The organism is Brevundimonas sp. NPDC055812, from assembly GCF_053616535.1.
In genome coordinates, this window is record NZ_JBSHDX010000004.1 from 203,607 (window position 1) to 222,456 (window position 18,850).

Below are 18,850 nucleotides of genomic sequence, written 5' to 3' on the forward strand. Positions count from 1 at the left end.
ATACCTTAAGTTGTGTTCCTCTCAGACGTTCTCGGGAGGGTTGACGATGAACAAGACAGCGCAGCGACGCCGCAAGGCGGCGAGCCCTGATCTGACGGACTATCCGGTCCGCGAATACGTGGCCGCCATGGCTACGGAACTGGCTGGAATGGCCCGCTGGGACGGGGATGAGCGATTGGCCGGACTTCTTGAAAGCGCGGCGGATCTGGCCCGCCGGACGGCCCCCGCCTAGGTCGAGGCCAGACCGCCGGGCAACAGCGTCGCCCGGCCTGCGAGATGAAGCTCCAGCAGGGCGGCGGCCGTTTCTGCAATCGATAGCCTGGCGGCGCGCGCCAGTTCGTCGCGGCCGATGGGCGTTGGCGACAGCAGGGCCTCGACGCGGTCCAGAACTGCATCGTCGACCTGATCCGGCGATCCGGCGCCGAACGGCGAATCAGCGGGCGGTTCGCGCAGGGTCCGCAAGGACGCGAAGGCCCGCTCGATGTCCTCGATCCCTTCGCACAGGATGGCGCCTTGCCGCAGCAGTTCGTTGGGGCCTTTGGAGCGAGGGTCCAGCGGCGATCCGGGCACGGCGAAGACATCGCGGCCCTGCTCGCCCGCCAGTCGGGCGGTGATCAGGGAGCCGGAACGGATTTCGGCCTCGACCACCACCACGCCGCGCGACAGGCCCGAGATGATGCGGTTGCGGCGCGGGAAGTCGCGCGCCTGCGCTCGCGCGCCGACGGGGCTTTCCGAGACGATGCAGCCGCGCTCGACGATCTGGCGATACAGGTCGGCGTTGTCTGAGGGATAGATGTCGTCCACCCCGCCGCCCAGCACCGCGACCGTGCCGGTTTCCAGCGCGCCCAGATGCGCCGCCGCATCCACCCCTCGCGCCAGACCCGAGACGACGACGTGGCCGCTTTCGCCCAACTGCTGGGCCAGGCCGCGCGCGATGCGTTGCCCGCCCGCCGAGGCGATGCGCGCCCCGACGATGGCCATGCAGGGCCGCTGCATCAGCGACGGATCGCCCAAGGTCCAAAGCAGGGGCGGTGGCGGATCGACTGCAGCCAGGGCTTCGGGATAGGCGGCCTCGCCCCACAGGATCAGCCGCGCGCCGATGCGGACGCCCGCTTCCAGTTCAGCTTCGACGGCTTCGGGCACCGGGATGGAATAGCCGGTGCGTCCTCGATTGCGGATCAGATCGGGCAGGGCGTCCAGCGCGCGCTCGGCCGCGCCGAACCGCTGCAACAGCTGGGAAAAGGCCACGGGGCCGACGCGGTCGGTCCGGGCGAGCCGGAGGCGGGCGAAACGCTCGGCCTCCGACAGCGCCGTCACGCCTTCTTCGCCCCGATCTTGGGCTCGGCGCCTTTCAGCAGGCGGCCGATGTTTTCATGGTGGCGGATGAAGATCAGCACGGCGGTGAAGACCGCCATGATGAAGATGGGCTGTGGCGCCGGCAGGCCCAGCGCAGGCAGGGGCAGCAGGGCGTAGAACGGCGTCAGCGCCGCCGCCACCAGGGCCGACAGGGAGGAATAGCGCAGGGCGAAGGCCATGATCAGCCAGGTCGCCGCCGCCAGCAGGCCCAGCGGCCAGCACGCGGCCAGGATCAGGCCGAAGAAGGTCGCGACCCCCTTGCCGCCCTTGAACCCCAGCCAGACGGGGAACAGGTGGCCCAGGAAGGCCGCGCCGCCGGCGATGGCGCCCGCGACGTCGGTTCCCAGCAGATGCCGCGCGATCAACAGGGCGACCGCGCCCTTGCCTGCATCCAGGATCAGGGTGGCGATGGCCAGATCCTTGCGCCCGGTGCGCAGGACGTTGGTCGCGCCGATATTGCCCGAGCCGATGTTGCGCACGTCGCCCGCGCCCGCCGCGCGGGTCAGGACCACGCCGAACGGAATGGAGCCCAGCAGGTATCCGCCGACAGCCACAAGCCCGAGCGTAAGGAGCGCCGGCCCCGTCAGATCGTGCAAGTGATTCGCTCCCCTTAACGTGCGTCGTGGACGATGCGGCCCGAAACGACGGTGAGCAAGACCTTCCCTTGCAGTCGCCGCCCGTCAAAGGGCGAATTCTTCGACTTGGAGCGAAGCGTCGCGGCGTCGACCACCACCGGCGCCCCGGCGTCGAACAGCACCAGATCGGCGGGCGCGCCTTGCGACAGCTCTCCGGCCTCCAGCCCCAGCAGGGCGGCCGGGCCCTGTGTCATCGGCCGCAGCACGTCCAGCAGATCGACGCCGTATTCGTGGTGCAGCGTCAGGGCGGCGGGCAGCAGGGTCTCCAGACCCACGGCGCCCGGCTCGGCCTCGGCGAAGGGGCGGCGCTTGTTCTCGGCCGGTTCTGGACAGTGGGCCGAGGTGATGACGTCGATCAGGCCGTCGCGCACCGCCTCGACCAGGGCCTGCCGGTCGCTCTCGGCGCGCAAGGGCGGGTCCAGCCGGTAGAAGGTCCGGTAATCGCCGATGTCGATCTCGTTGAAGCACAGGTGGTTGATCGAGGCCGAGGCCGCGACCTCCAGCCCTCGCGCACGAGCGCGGGCCAGCGTCTCCAGCGCGCCCTCGGTCGATATCTGGTCGATCAGGAAACGCGCGCCGGTCTGTTCGACCAGGGCCAGGTCGCGCTCCAACTGGATGCGCTCGGCGATAGCGGGCGCGCCGGACAGGCCCAGTCGGGTCGCTAGTTCGCCCGAGGTCGCGACCGCGCCTTCCGACAGCCACGGCTCGGTCGGGCGGCAGGCGATCAGGGCGTTGAACGAGGCGGCGTAGCTCATCACCCGTTGTAGGGTGCGGGTGTTGCGGATCACCCGGTCGCCGTCGGTGAAATACAGGGCGCCCGCCTCATGCATCAGGCCGATCTCGGCCATGCGCTCGCCGTCGCGAGCTTGCGTGGCCGCGCCCGCCGCACGGACGTGGACCAGGTCGAGCGCCGCGCCGCGCCGCTGGATGTGGTCGATCAGGGCCGGATCGTCGATGGCCGGATCGGTGTCGGGCTGGACGACGATGGTGGTGACGCCGCCCGCCGCCGCCGACAGGCTGGCCGACTTCAGCGTCTCCTTGGGCTCGTTGCCCGGCTCGCCGGTCTTGACCCGGATGTCGATCAGGCCGGGCGCCAGGCAGCGGCCGTCGGCGTCGATGATCTGCACGCCCTCCGGGCGTTGCGTCGCCTGTCCGTGGATGACCTCGACGATGCGGCCGTCCTCGATCAGGACCGCGCCGGGGCCGTCATAGTCGCTGGCCGGGTCCAGCAGGCGGGCGTTGATGATAGCGATGGGCTGTTGAGAGGCGGTCATGCGGCGCCTCCCGCGCGGCGGTGGGCGAGGGCGGCCAGAACGGCCATGCGGGCGGCGACGCCCATCTCGACCTGATCCTGGATCAGGGAGACGCTCAGATCGTCGGCCACGTCGGAATCGATCTCCACGCCCCGGTTCATCGGGCCGGGGTGCATGACCTTGGCGTTCGGCGCGGCCCAGGCCAGCTTTTCGCGATCCAGACCCCAGAAGCGGAAATACTCGCGCGTCGAGGGGATCAGGGCGCCCGCCATCCGTTCCAGTTGAAGGCGCAGCATCATCACCACGTCACAACCGGCCAGACCCTCCTTCATGTCGTGGAAGACCTCGCAGCCCCAGCGGTCGGCGTCGCCGGGCACTAGCGTCGGAGGTCCGATCAGCCGCACCCGCGCGCCCATCATCTGCAGCAGGGCGACGTTCGAGCGCGCCACGCGGCTGTGGGCGATGTCGCCGCAGATGGCCACGGTCAGTCCGCCCACGTCGCCGAAGGCGCGGCGCAGAGACAGCAGGTCCAGCAGAGCCTGCGTCGGGTGCTCATGTCGTCCGTCGCCCGCGTTGACGACCGCGCAGCCCACCTTCTGCGACAGCAGGTCCACCGCGCCGGAAGAAGCGTGGCGCACCACCAGAATCTCCGGCTTCATGGCGTTCAGCGTCACGGCGGTGTCGATCAGCGTCTCGCCCTTCTTCACCGAGGACGAGGCGACCGGCATGGTCACGACATCGGCGCCGAGACGCTTGGCCGCGATCTCGAAGGAGGAACTGGTTCGCGTCGAGTTCTCGAAGAACAGGTTCACGACCGTCTGGCCGCGCATCAGGTCCACGCCCTTGGCTGACTGCCTGTTAAAGTCGACGAAGGCGTCGGCCAGATCCAGCAAGGCCAAGGCGGCCGGCGGATGGAGGTCTCCGGCGGCGAGGAAGTGGTCGCGAGGAAACGGCGTCAGCCGTTCCTTGATGAGATCGGTGACAGGCGCTGCGTGGGTCATTGAGACGCCGTAATAGGCGGGACTCAGGCCAGATGGAATAGCAGCAGCGCCATGGGGATGCCGATCACGGAGAATACCGTCGTCGCCGCGATGATGCCGGCCATCAACGGCGCGTCGCCGCCCATCTGGCGGGCCAGCACATAGGCCGAGGCGGCGCCGGGCGCGGCCCCGCACAGCAGGGCGATTCCCTGCGCCAGTTCATCGCCGCCGTACAGGCGCGCCAGCTGCCACATGGCCAGCGGCGTCACGATCATCTTGACCACCACCACGGCGCTCACCGTGACGCGGGTGCGCGCCAGTTCGCGGAAGCTGAGACCTGCGCCCGCCACGATCAGACCCAGCGGCAGGGCGGCCGATCCCAGCAGTTGCAGCGTCTCGGCCACCCCCGGCGGCCTTGGCGCGCCGGAAAAATTCAGCGCCAGACCCGCCAGACAGGCCAGAAGGATGGGATTGGACATCATCGCCCGGAACAGGGCTTTGGGCGAGGCGCCGCGCTGGTCCGCGCCCCACTTGGCCAGGACGATGACGCTCAGGATGTTGCTGACCGGGATCATGGCGGCGATGACCACGGCGGCCAGGCCGACGCCCTCCGCCCCGAACACCGCCTGCACGACCGGCAGGAAGACGAAGCTGTTCCAGCGGATCATGCCCTGGAAAACGCTGGTGTAGGCCGGGCCGCTGAGGGGTAACAGCGGCCTGGACAGCAGGGTCAGGGTCGAGACGATGATCGACACGGTGACGGCGGCGGCGCCCGCCGCGCCTGCGGCCGATCCCGACAGGTCCGCGTTCCAGATCGCCGGGATCAGGAAGCCGGGATAGAGGACATTGATGGCCAGCTTCTCGATCGGCCGCCAGGCGGCGTCAGGCAGATAGTCCGATTTCTTCAGCCCATAGCCGAGCGCCAGAAGCAGGAAGACCGGCAGGACGCCCGAGAGGAGGGCTGTCATCTCAGTCGCGCAGCCGATCCAGCGCGCCTTGCAGGATCCAGGCGGCGGCGGTGCGGTCCACCACATCGGCGCGGCGCTTGCGGGTCAGGTCCAACTCGTCGATCAGGAACCGCTCGACGGCGGTGGTCGACAGCCGCTCGTCCTGAAAGGCGACGTTGACCGGCCGGAACCGCTCCAGATTGCGGGCGAAGGCGCGGCACGACTGGGCGCGCGGCCCCTCGGTCCCGTCCATGTTCAGCGGCAGGCCGATGATCAGGGCCGAGACGTTGCGGCCGTCCATGATCTTGAACAGGCGTTCGGCGTCCTGGGTGAATTTGGTTTTGCGGATCAGCTCCAGCGGGCTGGCGATGATGCGCCCGGCGTCGGAGGCGGCGACGCCGATGGTGTTCTCGCCCAGATCCAGACCCAGCCACGGGGTGTTGGGCGGGCAGGCGGCGGACAGTTCGGAGAGATCGAATACAGGCACGGGCGGGCGTTAGGCCCTGTGGGCGTGCGTGTCAAAGTGCGGGACCTTTCCACCGCTCATCCCGGCGGACGCCGGGATCCAGTAAGAGCCTCGCGCGCGGCGGGTCGCGACCATCATGCAATGTGATCAAGGTTCTTGCTTGAAGCCAAAGTACTGGATCCCGGCGTCCGCCGGGATGAGCGGGAGCGGGGGGAGTGACTCACACGTCGTCGTCCCCGACCGGCCCGCCTTCGTTCTCCATGCTGCGGATCGAGCGCACTTCCTTGCGCGTGAATTTCAGCCGCACGCCCAGACCGCCGTCGGTCTCGTGCAGGAAGACGGCGCCGCCTTCCTCCAGCGCGGCTTGCAAGCGGCTGCGGGCCTCGTCGCCGGGATCGACGTTCTCGCGCTCGAAGTCCGCGAGGACATCGACCGTCAGGCCGGACAGGCGCGCCACATGATCGCGCGGCCATTGCACCAGGGCGCGGGCGGCGCGGACTTGAGGGCCGGTGATCTTCATGGTCGCATCTCCTTCGATCCGCCTCTCATACTTAGGCGCCGTTGCAGCCGTCAAAAGGGGGCGTTTGGCCGCAACGGCCAGGCTCATTTCGCGCCTGCACCCAAATCCTTGTCGAAGCGGCGTCGAGACGCTAATCCCGACCCCTTAGACTCTCATGCTTTGGAGGGCCGCATGGCCATCGACGCCGCGACGGTGCGCAAGGTTGCGCATCTCGCCCGCATCAAGACCCCCGAGGACCGCCTGGAGCCGCTGGCCCAGGAGCTGAACGGCATCCTGAAGTGGATCGAACAGCTGGACGAGGTGGACGTGCAGGGCGTCGAACCGATGACCTCCAACGTGTCCCAGCCGCTGCGTCTGCGCGACGACGTGGTCACGGACGGCGACAAGGTCGCCGACGTCCTGTCCAACGCGCCCAAGTCCGCCGACGGCTTCTTCGTCGTGCCCAAGGTCGTGGAGTAAGTCATGACCGATCTGACCAAGCTGACGCTGGCCGACGCCGTCGACGGCCTGAAGGCCAAGACCTTCTCGTCCGAAGAACTGACCCAGGCTTTCCTGACCAACATCGAGGCCTCGAACCCGACGCTGAACGCCTATGTCGAGGTGACGGCGGACAAGGCGCTGGAACAGGCGCGCGCGTCCGACGCCCGTCTGGCCAAGGGCGAGGGCGGGGCGCTGGAAGGCGCGCCGCTGGGCATCAAGGACCTGTTCTGCACCGAGGGCGTGCAGACGACCGCCGCCTCCAACATGCTGCGTGGTTTCGTCCCGCCGTATGAATCGACCGTCACCGCCAATCTGTGGCGCGACGGGGCGGTCATGCTGGGCAAGCTGAACATGGACGAATTCGCCATGGGCTCGTCCAACGAGACCTCGGCCTTCGGCCCGGTGAAGAACCCGTGGAAGTCCAAGGGCTCGAACGCCGACCTGACGCCGGGCGGCTCGTCGGGCGGTTCGGCCTCGGCCGTGGCGGCGGACCTGTGCCTGGCCGCGACCGCGTCGGACACCGGCGGCTCGATCCGCCAGCCCGCCGCCTTCACCGGCACCGTGGGCATCAAGCCGACCTATGGCCGCGCCAGCCGCTACGGCATGGTCGCCTTCGCCAGCTCGCTGGACCAGGCCGGGCCGATCGCCAAGACGGTCAGGGATTCGGCCCTGCTGCTGAACTCCATGTGCTCGTTCGACGCCAAGGATTCGACCAGCCTCGACATCCCGACCCCCGACTGGACCCAGTCAGTCGGCCAGTCGGTCAAGGGCCTGCGCATCGGCGTGCCCAAGGAATACGTCCTCGACAGCATGCCCGCCGAGATCCAGAAGCTCTGGGAGCAGGGCGTCGAGTGGCTGAAGGCCGCCGGTTGCGAGATCGTCGAGATCAGCCTGCCGCACACCAAATACGCCCTGCCGACCTACTATATCGTGGCCCCTGCCGAGGCGTCGTCGAACCTGGCGCGCTATGACGGCATGCGCTTCGGCCACCGCGCCGAAGAGTTCACCTCGCTGGACGACCTCTATGCGACCTCGCGCGCCGAGGGCTTCGGCAAGGAGGTCCAGCGCCGCCTGACCATCGGCGCCTATGTGCTGTCGGCGGGCTTCTACGACGCCTACTACGTCAAGGCGCTGAAGGTGCGTCGCCGCATCGCCCAGGACTTCGACAATGTCTGGGGTCAGGTGGACGCCATCCTGACGCCGTCCACCCCGTCGGCCGCCTTCGCCATCGGCGACAAGCAGATCGACCCCCTGACCATGTATCTGAACGACGTCTTCACGGTGACGACCAACCTGGCCGGTCTGCCGGGCATCTCGGTCCCCGCCGGCCTCAGCGCCGACGGCCTGCCGCTGGGCCTGCAGGTCATCGGCAAGGCCCTGGATGAAGCGACGGTGTTCCAGGTCGCGGGCGCCCTCGAAGACGCGGCGGGCTTCGTCGCCAAGCCGGACCGTTGGTGGTGAGCATGACTGAGAACTCCAAACTGATCCAGGGCCGCACCGGCGCTTGGGAAATCGTCATGGGTCTGGAGATCCACGCCCAGGTCGCCTCGAACGCCAAGCTGTTCTCGGGCGCGGCGGTCGGCTTCGGCGCCGGGCCGAACGAGCAGGTGTCGCTGGTCGACGCGGGCTTCCCCGGCATGCTGCCGACCCTGAACAAGTATTGCGTCGAGCAGGCGGTGAAGTCGGGCCTGGGCCTGCGCGCCCAGATCAATCTGAAGAGCCAGTTCGACCGCAAGAACTACTTCTATCCCGACCTGCCGACCGGCTATCAGATCAGCCAGCTGTATCACCCCATCGTGGGCGAGGGCGTGGTCGAGGTTGAGGCCGAGGACGGCAGCTTCTTCAACGTCGGCATCGAGCGCCTGCACCTGGAACAGGACGCGGGCAAGCTGATCCACGACCTGTCGCCGACCGAGTCCTACGTCGACCTGAACCGTGCGGGCACGGCGCTGATGGAGATCGTCTCGCGCCCCGACATCCGCACGCCGGAAGAAGCGGTCGCCTACGTCAAGAAGATCCGGACCATCCTGATCTACCTCGGCACGTGCGACGGCGACATGGAGAAGGGCAATCTGCGCGCCGACGTGAACGTGTCGGTCTGCCGCGCCGGGAACTACGGCAAGTTCAAGGAAACAGGCGACTTCAGCTTCCTGGGGACGCGCTGCGAGATCAAGAACGTCAACAGCTTCCGCTTCATTTCTCAGGCGATCCAGTATGAGGCGCGCCGCCAGATCGAGATCCTCGAAGACGGCGGTTCGATCACGCAGGAGACCCGTCTGTTCGACGCGGTGAAGGGCGAGACCCGCTCCATGCGCTCCAAGGAAGAGGCGCAGGACTATCGCTACTTCCCCGACCCCGACCTGCTGCCGCTGGTGCTGGAACAGGCCTGGATCGACGAGATCAAGGCCAGCCTGCCGGAACTGCCGGACGACAAGCGTCGCCGCTTCATGAGCGAGTACGGCCTGTCGCAATACGACGCGGGCGTGCTGATCTCGGAACAGGCCAAGGCCGACTATTTCGAGGCCGCCGCGAAAGGTCGCGACGCCAAGCTGGTGTCCAACTGGGTGACGAACGAGGTCTCGGCCCGGCTGGCTGCGGACAGCAAGGACTTCAGCGACAACCCGCTGCCCGCCGCCCATGTGGCCCAGCTGGTCGAACTGATCGAGACGAACGTCATCTCGTCCAAGATCGCCAAGGAAGTCTTCGACTACGTCTGGAACGGCGAAGGCTCGCCCGCCGAGGTGGTCGAGAAGCACGGCCTGAAGCAGGTCACGGACACCGGCGCCATCGAGAAGGCGGTGGACGAGATCATCGCCGCCAACCCGGACAAGGCCGCCGCCGTCGCCGAGAAGCCCCAGGCCATCGGCTGGTTCGTCGGTCAGGTCATGAAGGCCACCGGCGGCAAGGCCAACCCGGCCGCGGTCAACGATATCCTTAAATCAAAGCTGGGGCTTTGATGCTTGGGGGCTGCGGCCCCCAAACCCCCGGCTGGTCGCTAACGCTCGCGACGCGGTCGCTCGCTGCTTGAGCGACAGGGGAGTGCGTCGGGTCGAGTAGGCGAAGCCTTTCTGACCGCAGCCCGTTAAAAAGCCCCGGAGATCGCTCTCCGGGGCTTTCCTGTTTTGCGCTACCAGCGCCAGGCGTCGCGGACGACTTCGATGATGTAGCCGTCGTAGTCGTCGATCAGATAGATTGCGTTGTCGACATAGACCCACCGCGTGCCCGGAGGCGGATAGCCCAGGCCGTAGGTGCGCCAGTCGTTCACCTGATAGCGCCAGAAGATGTCCGGCAGGTACTGGCCGACGTAATACTGCCGGTTCCAATAGCTGCGCGGCACGCTGTAGTAGCCGTAGCCGGGGGCGAAATAGTAGCCGATGCGCACGCCGTTCCAGCCCCGGAAGCGTTGGTCATGACGCCACCAGTCGCTGCGATGGCGGCGATCCCAGTCCCGGCGCCACTGGTCGCGGTTCCAGCGGTTGTGGAATTCGCGATAGTCGCGATCCCGATTTCCGTTCCAGCCGGGGCGGTTCGGCCGATTGGGCCGATTGGCGTCGGGACGGCCGGGGCGGTTCCAATCCGGCCGGTTCGGTCGATTGGCGTCTGGTCGGTTCGGACGGTTCCAGTCGGGGCGGTCCGGTCGGTTGGCGCCGGGACGATCAGGACGATCCGGTCTCGACTGGTCGGGACGGTTGGGCCGGTTCGGGCGGTCGGGTCGTCCCGGCCGATCTGGCTGGTTGGGTCGATTCCAGTCGGGGCGATTGGGTCGGTCCGGTCGATCCGGGCGGTTGGGACGTTGCGCTTCCGGACGAGACGGACGATCCGGCCTTGATGAGTCGGGACGCTGACCCGTCGGGCGTTGAGGCCGTTGGCCGTCCGGCCGTGCTTGAGGCCGCGTTTGATCGGGGCGTGATTGCGGGCGAGGCGAATTCTGGCGGGGCGCTTCCTGGCGCTCGCGCGGGCGCACGGCCATGTCGCCGCGTTCACGTTGCGGCGTGGCGCGACGTTCGGCGCGGCGCGGGCTGTCTCCGCGCGTTTGAGCACGGTGCTCGGGCCGGTCCTGGGCCAGGACGGACAGAGGTGCTGCGGCGGGCACGAGGAAGGCGGAGACCGCCGCGAACATGAGAAGGGAACGTTTCATGGTCAAAGTCCTCGCACGCCCAGATTGGGCGGCTTGGGAGGAAAATGCACGAGGGCCCATGAACTGCGGCTGAACGTCGATCACAGAGCATTGTCATGAAAAAAGCCCCGCAAGACAGGATCTTGCGGGGCGAAAAAGATAGCAGTCGCTGCCTTAATAGACGTTGTTCATCACTCTGGCGATCAGGCCGGTCGCGACCGCGATCATCAGGATGTCGTTGCCGGCGTGGACATAGCGATAACCGCGCGGCGCGGGGCGCAGGCCATAGAAATAGGGGTCGCTGACGTAGTAGTTGCGATAGGCCGACGGCAGGTAGCCGCCCGTGCGCCAGCGATAGCCGTAGTAGCGCGGCTCGACCCGATAATAGCCATGGCCGGGGGCGTACCAGTAGCCGTTCCGGGCGCCGCGATAGTCGCGGAATTCCGGCCGCCCGCGCCACCAGTCGCGATTGTCGCGACTCCAGCGGTCATGGCGGCGTTGGTCCTGGCGCCAGTCGCGACGGTCGTGGCGGCGGTCCTGACGCCATTCGCGTCGGTCCTGACGCAATTCACGCCGGTCATCCCGACGGTCCTGACGCCATTCGCGGCGATCGTCACGGCGATCCTGACGCCATTCACGGCGATCGTGTCGATCCTGGGCCTGCGCCATCATGGGAGCGGCCGTGGTCGCCAGCGCCAGGGCGATGACGGCGGCCTTGGTGAGGCGGTTCATATTCAACTCCATTCGAAGCGGCGAAACCCTGTCTGAAGCCCAACTTCGGCGTCCGCGAATGAATGGCGCCTGAACCGCGCTTTCAGCTTGCGCATCGCGCCGCGCGCGGGAGGAAGGCGCGTTAATGCTAATTTCAAACCGCCGGTATTTGAATGCGTTTCCGAGGGCGGCGCAGAAGGTGCTGCTCAGGAGGGACCAAGCGATGAACGCCCACGAAACGGCGCACGAACCGACGGACCGCACGGCCTTGCCGTTGCCGACGCCGGACATGGACGGCGATGCCCTGTTCCGGTTGGGCCTGGCCTATTCGGCCGGCCTGGACGGATGCCCCATCGACCGGGTGTCGGCTCACATGATCTTCAACCTGGCGGCCATGAAGGGGTCGCTCGAGGCGAGGGGATACCGCCGCGACCTCAGCCAGGAGATGGAGCACGACGAGATCGCGGAAGCCCAGCGCGCCGCGCGGCGCTGGATCGACGCCGGCTCATCGTCTCTGGCGGCCTGACCTTTGGCGGCCTGAGAAGCCTTTCGGCGTCTGGACCGGGCGGCGGCGGCGGGGTATGCACCCGGCGAGTTCCCCGTCCGAAGGATTCCGTCCATGCTCGCTCGCATCTACCGCCCGGCCAAGACCGCGATGCAGTCCGGCAAGGCCAAGACGCACGACTGGCGTCTGGAGTTCGAGCCGGCTTCGGCCCGCACGATCGATCCGCTGATGGGCTGGACCAGCTCGACCGACATGAACGGCCAGGTCCGCCTGTCCTTCGACACCAGGGAAGAGGCGATCGAGTACGCCGAACGCCACGGCATCCCCTTCCGCCTGCATGAGCCGAATGAGGCGCCGGTCATCATCAAGGCCTACGCCGACAACTTCGCCACCAACCGCAAGCAGTCCTGGACCCACTGAGTCCGACTGCGGCCCCCCGGCGCCCTTAGCTCAACCGGATAGAGCACCCGCCTTCTAAGCGGACGGTTGCAGGTTCGAGTCCTGCAGGGCGCGCCACGCCTCCAGACCCTTCTCGAGATCGGCGACCAGGTCGGCGGGGTCTTCCAATCCGATATGCAGGCGCAGCAACTGGCCGGGCAGGTCGGGCGCGTGTTCGCGATAGGCCAGTTGCGGGGTCTCAAAGGTGATCAGGCTTTCGAAGCCGCCCCAGGAATAGCCCATGCCGAACAGGCTGAGCGCGCGCATGAAGGCGTGGGCGGCCGCCGTGTCGCCGCCCTTCATGATCACGCCCATCAAGGAGGCGGCGCCCTCGAAATCGCGTCGCCACAGGTCATGGCCGATCGAGCCGGCCAGGGGCGGATAAAGGACGTCGGCGACCTCTGGCCGCGCCTTCAGCCATTGGGCGATCTCCAGAGCCGAGCGGGCCTGGGCTTCATAGCGCAAGGGCAGGGTGCGGACGCCCCGCACCGCCAGCCAGGCGTCATCCGGCGATACGTGCCAGCCCATGTCTTCGATGGCGTGGGCGATGGCGCGAACGATCTCGGGCGCGCACGCCGCGATGCCGCCCATCAGCAGGTCGGAATGGCCGCCGACGTATTTGGTCAGGGCCTGGACGCTGACGTCGACGCCGTGCGCCAGAGGGCGGAAGGCCAGCCCGGCCGCCCAGGTGTTGTCCATGACGGTCAGGACGCCGCGCTCGCGACAGGCGGCGGCCAGCGCGGGAACGTCGGTCATCTCGAAGGTCAGGGAGGCGGGCGCCTCGATCAGCACAAGCCGCGTGCGGGGCGTCAGGGCGGCCAGGACGGTCTCGATCGAGGCGTCGGCGGGGTGGAAGCGCGCGCTGATGCCGCGCGCGGCGAGATGGCGCGTCAGGAACCGGCGCGTCGGGCCGTAGACGGCGTCGGTGGTCAGCACCTCGTCGCCAGGCCGGAGCAGGGCGACCAGGGGCACGGTCACGGCGGCCAGGCCCGAAGGGACCAAGAAGGCGTCGGCGCCGCCCTCCATCTGGGCCAGCAGGGCGCGCAGTTCGCGCGCGGCGCTCGTGCCGTCGAGACCATAGACGGGTCCGTCCGAACCATCCTGCATCCGGGCCGGGTCGTCGCTCAGCATGGTCGAGGCGCGTTCGAGCGGTGGATTGACCGGGCGGCGGCCCTGGCCGCGCCGGGTGGCGCTGGCGATCAGCCGAGTTCGGTCGGAAATGGGCGGCATGGCGGCTCCGGCGGGTTGCGGTTCGGCGCCTAGAGGGCTCTAAACTGTTCAGGGGTGCAAGACGGAGCGGCGGAACGGATGCGGAAATGGCGAGGCGGAGCGGCGGCGGCGGGCGTGGCGGCGCTCCTGGCGACAGGAGCCTGTCAGAGGACGGCTGAACCACAGGCGCCCGAGCCGCGCGAACCTTCCCGCCAGGCGCCGGTCGCCGCCGGCGAGGCGGAGCCCAGCCCGACCCTGGCGGCCGTGCGTCAGCGCGGGCGTTTGAACTGCGGCGTGCACGAGGGACTGGTCGGCTTCGCCTATACGGACAACAGGGGCGCCTGGCGGGGGTTCGACGTCGACTTCTGCCGGGCGACGGCGGCGGCTATCTTCGGCGATCCGGACGCCGTGCGCTTTGTGCCGCTGACGACGGAGCAGCGCTTCGACGCCCTGCGGGACGGGCGGGTGGACGTGCTGTGGCGCAACACCTCCTGGACCATGAGCCGGGATACCGGCGCGCAACTCAGCTTCGCCGGGATCAACTATTATGACGGTCAGGGCTTCATGGTGCGGCGCTCGCTCAATCTGAGCAGCGCGGCCGAATTGAACGGCGCGCGCATCTGCGTGCAGTCGGGCTCGACCACCGAACTGAACGTCGAGGACTATTTCCGTCGCCGGGGCATCGAATATCGACCCGTCGTGGTGGCGACCGAGGGCGAGGCGCGGCAGGCCTATGCGCGAGAGGAATGCGACGCCTTCACCGCCGACATCTCGGCCCTGGCGGCGGCCCGCACGACCCTGCCGAACCCGCAGCAGCACGTCATCCTGCCCGACGTCATCTCCAAGGAGCCGCTGGGCCCCGTGGTGCGCAGCGGCGACGATCGCTGGACAGCGGTGATCCGCTGGACGCTCAACGCCCTGATTCTGGCTGAGGAATTGGGCGTGACGCGCGCAAATGTCGCAGACCTGTCCAAGAATTCCGCTGACCCCAGAGTGCGTCGCCTTCTGGGCGACGAAGGTGACTTTGGACCCAGCCTTGATCTATCGAGAACATGGGCGAAAGACGCGGTTTCCGCAGGTGGAAACTACGGTGAGATATTCAGTCGGAATCTGGGCTCTCAGTCGTCGCTTGATCTGGAGCGCGGGCTGAATGCTCAATGGTCATCACGACCTGGCGGGTTGATCTATGGCCTTCCTGTCCGTTAGTCCAAGGGGATGAGGGAATAGGGAAGGGACCGGATGGAGACCACGGCCAAGCGCGGACTGCCGCTTCATGTGTTGATGCTGATCGGGTTTCTGGTCGGTCTCACAGGCGGCCTCATCGTCAATCTGACCGTCGGGGGCGACGTCGGTTGGGTGCAGTGGCTGACCTCCAACATCACGGGCCCGGCGGGACAGATCTTCCTGCGCCTGCTGTTCATGCTGGTCCTGCCCCTGCTGTTCTCGGCCCTCGTCATCGGGGTGGCCGAGATGGGCGACCTGAAGGCTCTCGGTCGTGCGGGGTCCAAGAGCCTGGGCTTCACCGTCTTCATTTCGGCCGTGGCCGTGCTTATCGGCATGGTGATGGTCAATGTCTTCCGTCCGGGCGACGGGGTTGATCCGGCCCTGGCGCAACAGCTGCTGGATCAGGGGCGTGCGGGGGCCGCATCCATCGTCGGCAGCGCGCCGACCTCGGTGCAGGCGGGCGACTTCTTCCTGGACCTGATTCCGTCGAACGTCTTCACGGCGGCGGCCGAGAACCAGATTCTGCCGGTCATGGTCTTCGCCCTGTTCTTCGGCGTCGGCCTGGTCATGACCAAGAGCCCGGCCACCGACCGGCTGCAACAGACCATCGAGGGTCTGTTCGAGGTGATGATGAAGCTCATCAACCTCGTCATCCGCATCGCGCCCATCGCCATCGCCTGCCTGATGTTCAACCTCGCGGCCCTGTTCGGCTGGGAGCTGCTGATCCGTCTGGGCGCCTTCGTGGCCGTGGCCGTGGGCGCCATGGCGATCCATATGTTCGTGGTCTATCCGCTGGTGATCTGGCTGTTCGGCGGCATGTCGCCGCTGAAGTTCTTCCGCGACATCCGCGAGGCCATGGTGGTGTCCTTTTCCACCGCCTCGTCAAACGCCAGCCTGCCGGTGTCGCTGCGCGTGGCCGAACAGGAACTGGGCCTGCCGCGCAAGATCGCTCGTTTCGTCCTGACCGTCGGCGCCACCGCCAATCAGAACGGCACGGCCCTGTTCGAGGGGGTGACGGTGCTGTTCCTGGCCCAGTTCTTCGGCGTCGACCTGACCCTGGGCCAGCAGGTGATCGTCATGCTGGTGTGCATTCTGGGCGGAGTGGGCACGGCGGGCGTGCCCGCAGGCTCCCTGCCGGTCATCGCCATGATCCTGGCCATGGTGGGGGTGCCGCCGGAGGGGATCGGCCTGATCCTGGGCGTGGATCGCTTCCTGGACATGTGCCGGACGTCGCTGAACGTCACCGGCGACTTGGTCGTCGCGGCGGTGGTGTCGCGCGGGGAAGAGGATGCCGACGCCGACGAGCCGCCTGCAGCGCCGGCCGCCGCCTAGGAAAAAGGCCGACGCAGGATCGCCTGCGTCGGCCTTGTCCCTGGCGCCCGGTCCCCGGTCAGGACATGGGCGGCGCGGGCGGCGTCGGATCGGGAGGCAGGGGGATGAATTCCTGATCATCCATGTCGGGCAGCTTGATGCGGCCCGCGCGCCAGTCGGCCTTGGCCTGCTCGATGCGCTCCCTGGAGGACGAGACGAAGTTCCACTCGATGAAGCGCTCGCCCACCGGCTCGCCGCCCAGCACCATGACGGTGGTCGGCTGCAGGGCGTGGATCACGGACGGCGCGCCCGAGGAGAGGACCGCCATCTGACCGTGACCCAGGGGCTTGCCGTCGTCGATCTCGACCAGGCCCTGGACGACATAGACGGCGCTTTCCGAATGATCGGTCGGAGTCTGGAAGCGGGCGCCGGGCTCAAGCTCCAGGTGCAGGTAGTGCAGCGGCGAGAAGGTGCTGACACCGGCCTTCATGCCCATGGTTTCGCCCGCAACCAGGCGTCCCTTCACCCCGCCCTCGACCCAGGTCGGCAGATCGCCGGGGACGACATGCTGGAAGGACGGGTCGATCTCTTCCTGACCATTGGGCAGGGCGACCCAGGCCTGGATGCCTTCCAGACGCGCGCCTTCGCGGCGAGCGCGTTCGAAACGCTCCGAGTGGGTCACGCCGCTGCCCGCGGTCATCCAGTTGACCTCGGCCGGCCGGATGTCCTGCTGCACGCCCAGGCTGTCGCGGTGCGTGATCTCGCCCTCGAACAGATAGGTCAGGGTCGAGATGCCGATGTGCGGGTGGGGACGCACGTCGACCGTCTTGGGCAGGCCCGCCGGCATGTCCACCGGCCCCATGTGGTCGAAGAAGGCGAAGGGGCCGACCATACGGCGCTTGGCGAAAGGCAGGACGCGGCCGACCTCAAAGCCGCCGAGATCCTTGCGGCGCTGGTCGATGACGAGTTCGATCATATTGATTTTCCTGGAGTAAGAAACGCTGCAACGACGCACGGGGCGACCCGCGCACTATGGCCCGGATCGCCCCAAAGGTCAGTCCTCCTTGTCGTAGGAGAATTGGATCCCGGCCGTGCCGCCGGTTTCGATGAACAGGTTCATGAAGGCGGGGACGGTTTCCGACCGTTTCCAGTCACGCTGCAGCTCGCAGAAGAGCTGAGGCACGGAAATCATCTTTCCGCCGGCCTGTTCGATGCGGCGCAGACCCATTTCGTGGGCGGCGACCGAGGTGCCGCCGACGGCGTCGGCCACGACATAGACCTCATATCCCTCACGCAGAGCGTCCAGAGCGGGGAAGGTCAGGCAGGCCTCGGTCCACAGGGCCGTCATGATCAGCTTCTTGCGGCCGGTGGCCTCGACCGCCTTGCGGAATTCCACGTCTTCCCAGGAGTTGATCGTGGTGCGGTCATAGGTCGGGTAGTCTTTCAGGACCTTACGCAGTTGACCGATCGGCGGCTTGTTCAACCCTGTCTCGACGTTGACGGTCGAGTGGACGATCGGCAGGCCGTAGGCGACGGCGGCCTTGGCCGTGCCGACGATGTTGTTCACCAGCAGTTGGCGGTCCATCGAGGCGATGGAGTTCACCTGGATCGGCTGATAGTCGATGATGACAAAGGCCGAATTCTCGGGGGTCAGAAGGTGATCCGACTTCGGATCGCGGATCGGTTCGCTGGCCATTGGGTCTTTCCTTTCAGGCAGGGGGCCGCGCTCGGACAAATGTCCGTTCGGGGCGGGGGGTGCGGCCCGGTCCGAAGGCCGGGCCTTACGTTTCTGTGAGGGGGATCAGGCGGCCGGAATGTCGCCGAAGCGGCCGCTGTTGAAGTCCGTGATGGCAGTGCGGATCTCGTCCTCGCTGTTCATCACGAACGGGCCGTAGCCGACGATGGGCTCGTCGATGGGCTCTCCGGTCAGGATCAGCAGGGTCGTGTCCGCATCGGCGCTCAGGGCCACGCTGTCGCCCTGACGGTCCAGCAGCAGGGCTTCGGCGGCGCCGGCCGGCTGGTCGCCGTTGACGGTGACATGGCCTGACAGAACCACCACCATGGCCGTATGGCCTTCGGGCAGGTCCAGCGTCGTCTCGGCGTCCCGGTTCAACCGCACGTCCCAAACATTGATGGGCGTGAAGGTGCTGGCCGGGCTTTTCGAGCCGCCCATCGCGCCGGCGATGATCCGGGCCGTGCCTGCGTCATCCGGTAGGGAAACGGTCGGAATGTCGGCGTTCAGGATCGACTGGTAGCCGGGACGGGTCATCTTGTCCTTGGCGGGCAGGTTGACCCACAGTTGAACCATGCGGAACGGGCCGCCGGTGCGCGAGAAGGCCGGGGAGTGGAACTCCTCGTGCAGGATGCCGCCGCCCGCCGTCATCCACTGGACGTCGCCGGGGCCGATGACGCCGCCCTGGCCGGTCGAGTCGCGATGCTCGACCTCGCCGTCATAGACGATGGTCACGGTCTCGAAGCCGCGGTGCGGATGCTGGCCCACGCCGCGCCGCTCGGTCGTCGGCTCGAAATTGTACGGACCGGCGTAGTCGAGCAGCAGGAAGGGGCTGACCTGCTTGCCGACGGCGTTGTAGGAAAACAGCGAACGGACGGGGAAGCCGTCGCCGACCCAGTGGCCGCGGTCGTTGCCGTAACGGCCCAGAACCTTCTTCATGGTCTAGTCTCCATTCGTTGGATCGGC

Annotated in this window: 21 protein-coding genes and 1 tRNA gene; 9 read left to right on the forward strand and 13 right to left on the reverse strand. The window is 67.5% G+C overall.

The window, feature by feature from the left end; all coding sequences use genetic code 11:
• Window positions 1-46 precede the first annotated feature (46 nt).
• Window positions 47-232 (forward strand): hypothetical protein, encoded by a 186-nt coding sequence (locus ACWGL1_RS08735; protein ID WP_291774666.1) that lies wholly within the window; start codon window positions 47-49, stop codon window positions 230-232.
• Here ACWGL1_RS08735 and dprA read toward each other — a convergent pair.
• From dprA to ACWGL1_RS08770, 7 genes are all read right to left on the reverse strand, one after another.
• Window positions 229-1,317, reverse strand: coding sequence for a DNA-processing protein DprA (dprA, locus tag ACWGL1_RS08740; protein WP_452111764.1), 1,089 nt, complete (start codon window positions 1,315-1,317; stop codon window positions 229-231). The two genes, ACWGL1_RS08735 and dprA, sit on opposite strands and share 4 nt — an antisense overlap.
• Window positions 1,314-1,952: a glycerol-3-phosphate 1-O-acyltransferase PlsY gene (gene plsY / locus ACWGL1_RS08745; protein ID WP_452111765.1), complete on the reverse strand. Its 639-nt coding sequence runs from the start codon at window positions 1,950-1,952 to the stop codon at window positions 1,314-1,316. Before plsY ends, dprA begins: the two co-directional genes overlap by 4 nt.
• Before the next feature lie 14 nt (window positions 1,953-1,966).
• On the reverse strand, window positions 1,967-3,265 hold the full coding sequence (gene pyrC / locus ACWGL1_RS08750; RefSeq protein ID WP_452111766.1) for a dihydroorotase: 1,299 nt from the start codon (window positions 3,263-3,265) through the stop codon (window positions 1,967-1,969).
• Window positions 3,262-4,245: an aspartate carbamoyltransferase catalytic subunit gene (locus ACWGL1_RS08755; protein WP_338578533.1), complete on the reverse strand. Its 984-nt coding sequence runs from the start codon at window positions 4,243-4,245 to the stop codon at window positions 3,262-3,264. Before ACWGL1_RS08755 ends, pyrC begins: the two co-directional genes overlap by 4 nt.
• A gap of 23 nt (window positions 4,246-4,268) precedes the next feature.
• Window positions 4,269-5,192 (reverse strand): AEC family transporter, encoded by a 924-nt coding sequence (locus ACWGL1_RS08760; RefSeq protein ID WP_452111767.1) that lies wholly within the window; start codon window positions 5,190-5,192, stop codon window positions 4,269-4,271.
• 1 nt (window position 5,193) lies between these two features.
• On the reverse strand, window positions 5,194-5,658 hold the full coding sequence (gene ruvX / locus ACWGL1_RS08765) for a Holliday junction resolvase RuvX (RefSeq protein WP_346486674.1): 465 nt from the start codon (window positions 5,656-5,658) through the stop codon (window positions 5,194-5,196).
• A 199-nt stretch (window positions 5,659-5,857) separates the two neighbouring features.
• Complete coding sequence (locus ACWGL1_RS08770; protein WP_291774686.1) at window positions 5,858-6,157, reverse strand: helix-turn-helix domain-containing protein; 300 nt, start codon at window positions 6,155-6,157, stop codon at window positions 5,858-5,860.
• A gap of 171 nt (window positions 6,158-6,328) precedes the next feature.
• On the opposite strand from ACWGL1_RS08770, the gene gatC reads away from it, so the two are divergent.
• From gatC to gatB, 3 genes are read left to right on the forward strand one after another with little or no spacing between them, the layout of a single operon-like run.
• The gene (gene gatC / locus ACWGL1_RS08775; RefSeq protein WP_046653549.1) at window positions 6,329-6,616 is read left to right on the forward strand and encodes an Asp-tRNA(Asn)/Glu-tRNA(Gln) amidotransferase subunit GatC; all 288 of its coding nucleotides are present in this window, start codon (window positions 6,329-6,331) and stop codon (window positions 6,614-6,616) included.
• Window positions 6,617-6,619: 3 nt separating this feature from the next.
• On the forward strand, window positions 6,620-8,098 hold the full coding sequence (gatA, locus tag ACWGL1_RS08780; protein ID WP_452111768.1) for an Asp-tRNA(Asn)/Glu-tRNA(Gln) amidotransferase subunit GatA: 1,479 nt from the start codon (window positions 6,620-6,622) through the stop codon (window positions 8,096-8,098).
• Between the two features lie 2 nt (window positions 8,099-8,100).
• Window positions 8,101-9,594 (forward strand): Asp-tRNA(Asn)/Glu-tRNA(Gln) amidotransferase subunit GatB, encoded by a 1,494-nt coding sequence (gene gatB, locus ACWGL1_RS08785; RefSeq protein WP_452111854.1) that lies wholly within the window; start codon window positions 8,101-8,103, stop codon window positions 9,592-9,594.
• Between the two features lie 170 nt (window positions 9,595-9,764).
• On the opposite strand, the gene ACWGL1_RS08790 is transcribed toward gatB, so the two are convergent.
• Window positions 9,765-10,775 (reverse strand): RcnB family protein, encoded by a 1,011-nt coding sequence (locus ACWGL1_RS08790; protein ID WP_452111769.1) that lies wholly within the window; start codon window positions 10,773-10,775, stop codon window positions 9,765-9,767.
• Between the two features lie 153 nt (window positions 10,776-10,928).
• A complete protein-coding gene (locus ACWGL1_RS08795; protein ID WP_452111770.1) occupies window positions 10,929-11,486 on the reverse strand; it encodes an RcnB family protein in 558 nt (185 codons plus the stop codon).
• 202 nt (window positions 11,487-11,688) lie between these two features.
• Here ACWGL1_RS08795 and ACWGL1_RS08800 point away from each other — a divergent pair, with 202 nt between their 5' ends.
• From ACWGL1_RS08800 to ACWGL1_RS08810, 3 genes are all read left to right on the forward strand, one after another.
• Entirely contained in the window at window positions 11,689-11,991 is a 303-nt protein-coding gene (locus ACWGL1_RS08800) for a sel1 repeat family protein (protein ID WP_312218086.1), read from the forward strand.
• A 93-nt stretch (window positions 11,992-12,084) separates the two neighbouring features.
• The gene (locus tag ACWGL1_RS08805) at window positions 12,085-12,390 is read left to right on the forward strand and encodes an ETC complex I subunit (protein WP_452111771.1); all 306 of its coding nucleotides are present in this window, start codon (window positions 12,085-12,087) and stop codon (window positions 12,388-12,390) included.
• A 19-nt stretch (window positions 12,391-12,409) separates the two neighbouring features.
• Window positions 12,410-12,486 (forward strand) — tRNA-Arg (locus ACWGL1_RS08810).
• On the opposite strand, the gene metC is transcribed toward ACWGL1_RS08810, so the two are convergent.
• Entirely contained in the window at window positions 12,445-13,638 is a 1,194-nt protein-coding gene (gene metC, locus ACWGL1_RS08815; RefSeq protein ID WP_452111855.1) for a cystathionine beta-lyase, read from the reverse strand. The genes ACWGL1_RS08810 and metC overlap by 42 nt on opposite strands.
• A gap of 78 nt (window positions 13,639-13,716) precedes the next feature.
• Between metC and ACWGL1_RS08820 the strand changes: the two genes are divergently transcribed.
• Window positions 13,717-14,823, forward strand: a complete 1,107-nt coding sequence (locus ACWGL1_RS08820; RefSeq protein WP_291774709.1) for an amino acid ABC transporter substrate-binding protein — start codon at window positions 13,717-13,719, stop codon at window positions 14,821-14,823.
• Window positions 14,824-14,856: 33 nt separating this feature from the next.
• On the forward strand, window positions 14,857-16,173 hold the full coding sequence (locus tag ACWGL1_RS08825; protein ID WP_346486680.1) for a dicarboxylate/amino acid:cation symporter: 1,317 nt from the start codon (window positions 14,857-14,859) through the stop codon (window positions 16,171-16,173).
• 58 nt (window positions 16,174-16,231) lie between these two features.
• Here ACWGL1_RS08825 and ACWGL1_RS08830 read toward each other — a convergent pair whose 3' ends face one another.
• The 3 genes from ACWGL1_RS08830 to ACWGL1_RS08840 form a co-directional block, all read right to left on the reverse strand.
• Window positions 16,232-17,128 (reverse strand): pirin family protein, encoded by an 897-nt coding sequence (locus ACWGL1_RS08830; protein WP_291774714.1) that lies wholly within the window; start codon window positions 17,126-17,128, stop codon window positions 16,232-16,234.
• A 78-nt stretch (window positions 17,129-17,206) separates the two neighbouring features.
• Window positions 17,207-17,848: a hydrolase gene (locus tag ACWGL1_RS08835; RefSeq protein ID WP_452111772.1), complete on the reverse strand. Its 642-nt coding sequence runs from the start codon at window positions 17,846-17,848 to the stop codon at window positions 17,207-17,209.
• A gap of 105 nt (window positions 17,849-17,953) precedes the next feature.
• Entirely contained in the window at window positions 17,954-18,823 is an 870-nt protein-coding gene (locus ACWGL1_RS08840; protein WP_452111773.1) for a pirin family protein, read from the reverse strand.
• Window positions 18,824-18,850 lie beyond the last annotated feature (27 nt).

What these genes read in the sequence shown, in the direction of transcription:
- metC (WP_452111855.1), bottom strand. Translation starts at nt 13,638, where the DNA reads ATGCCGCCCATTTCCGACCGAACTCGGCTGATCGCCAGCGCCACCCGG.
- ACWGL1_RS08835 (WP_452111772.1), bottom strand. Translation starts at nt 17,848, where the DNA reads ATGGCCAGCGAACCGATCCGCGATCCGAAGTCGGATCACCTTCTGACC.
- ACWGL1_RS08830 (WP_291774714.1), bottom strand. Translation starts at nt 17,128, where the DNA reads ATGATCGAACTCGTCATCGACCAGCGCCGCAAGGATCTCGGCGGCTTT.
- ACWGL1_RS08840 (WP_452111773.1), bottom strand. Translation starts at nt 18,823, where the DNA reads ATGAAGAAGGTTCTGGGCCGTTACGGCAACGACCGCGGCCACTGGGTC.
- gatB (WP_452111854.1), top strand. Translation starts at nt 8,101, where the DNA reads ATGACTGAGAACTCCAAACTGATCCAGGGCCGCACCGGCGCTTGGGAA.
- ACWGL1_RS08825 (WP_346486680.1), top strand. Translation starts at nt 14,857, where the DNA reads ATGGAGACCACGGCCAAGCGCGGACTGCCGCTTCATGTGTTGATGCTG.
- ACWGL1_RS08770 (WP_291774686.1), bottom strand. Translation starts at nt 6,157, where the DNA reads ATGAAGATCACCGGCCCTCAAGTCCGCGCCGCCCGCGCCCTGGTGCAA.
- pyrC (WP_452111766.1), bottom strand. Translation starts at nt 3,265, where the DNA reads ATGACCGCCTCTCAACAGCCCATCGCTATCATCAACGCCCGCCTGCTG.
- ACWGL1_RS08795 (WP_452111770.1), bottom strand. Translation starts at nt 11,486, where the DNA reads ATGAACCGCCTCACCAAGGCCGCCGTCATCGCCCTGGCGCTGGCGACC.
- ACWGL1_RS08790 (WP_452111769.1), bottom strand. Translation starts at nt 10,775, where the DNA reads ATGAAACGTTCCCTTCTCATGTTCGCGGCGGTCTCCGCCTTCCTCGTG.
- ACWGL1_RS08755 (WP_338578533.1), bottom strand. Translation starts at nt 4,245, where the DNA reads ATGACCCACGCAGCGCCTGTCACCGATCTCATCAAGGAACGGCTGACG.
- ACWGL1_RS08800 (WP_312218086.1), top strand. Translation starts at nt 11,689, where the DNA reads ATGAACGCCCACGAAACGGCGCACGAACCGACGGACCGCACGGCCTTG.
- ACWGL1_RS08805 (WP_452111771.1), top strand. Translation starts at nt 12,085, where the DNA reads ATGCTCGCTCGCATCTACCGCCCGGCCAAGACCGCGATGCAGTCCGGC.
- gatA (WP_452111768.1), top strand. Translation starts at nt 6,620, where the DNA reads ATGACCGATCTGACCAAGCTGACGCTGGCCGACGCCGTCGACGGCCTG.
- ACWGL1_RS08735 (WP_291774666.1), top strand. Translation starts at nt 47, where the DNA reads ATGAACAAGACAGCGCAGCGACGCCGCAAGGCGGCGAGCCCTGATCTG.
- ACWGL1_RS08760 (WP_452111767.1), bottom strand. Translation starts at nt 5,192, where the DNA reads ATGACAGCCCTCCTCTCGGGCGTCCTGCCGGTCTTCCTGCTTCTGGCG.
- gatC (WP_046653549.1), top strand. Translation starts at nt 6,329, where the DNA reads ATGGCCATCGACGCCGCGACGGTGCGCAAGGTTGCGCATCTCGCCCGC.
- ACWGL1_RS08820 (WP_291774709.1), top strand. Translation starts at nt 13,717, where the DNA reads ATGCGGAAATGGCGAGGCGGAGCGGCGGCGGCGGGCGTGGCGGCGCTC.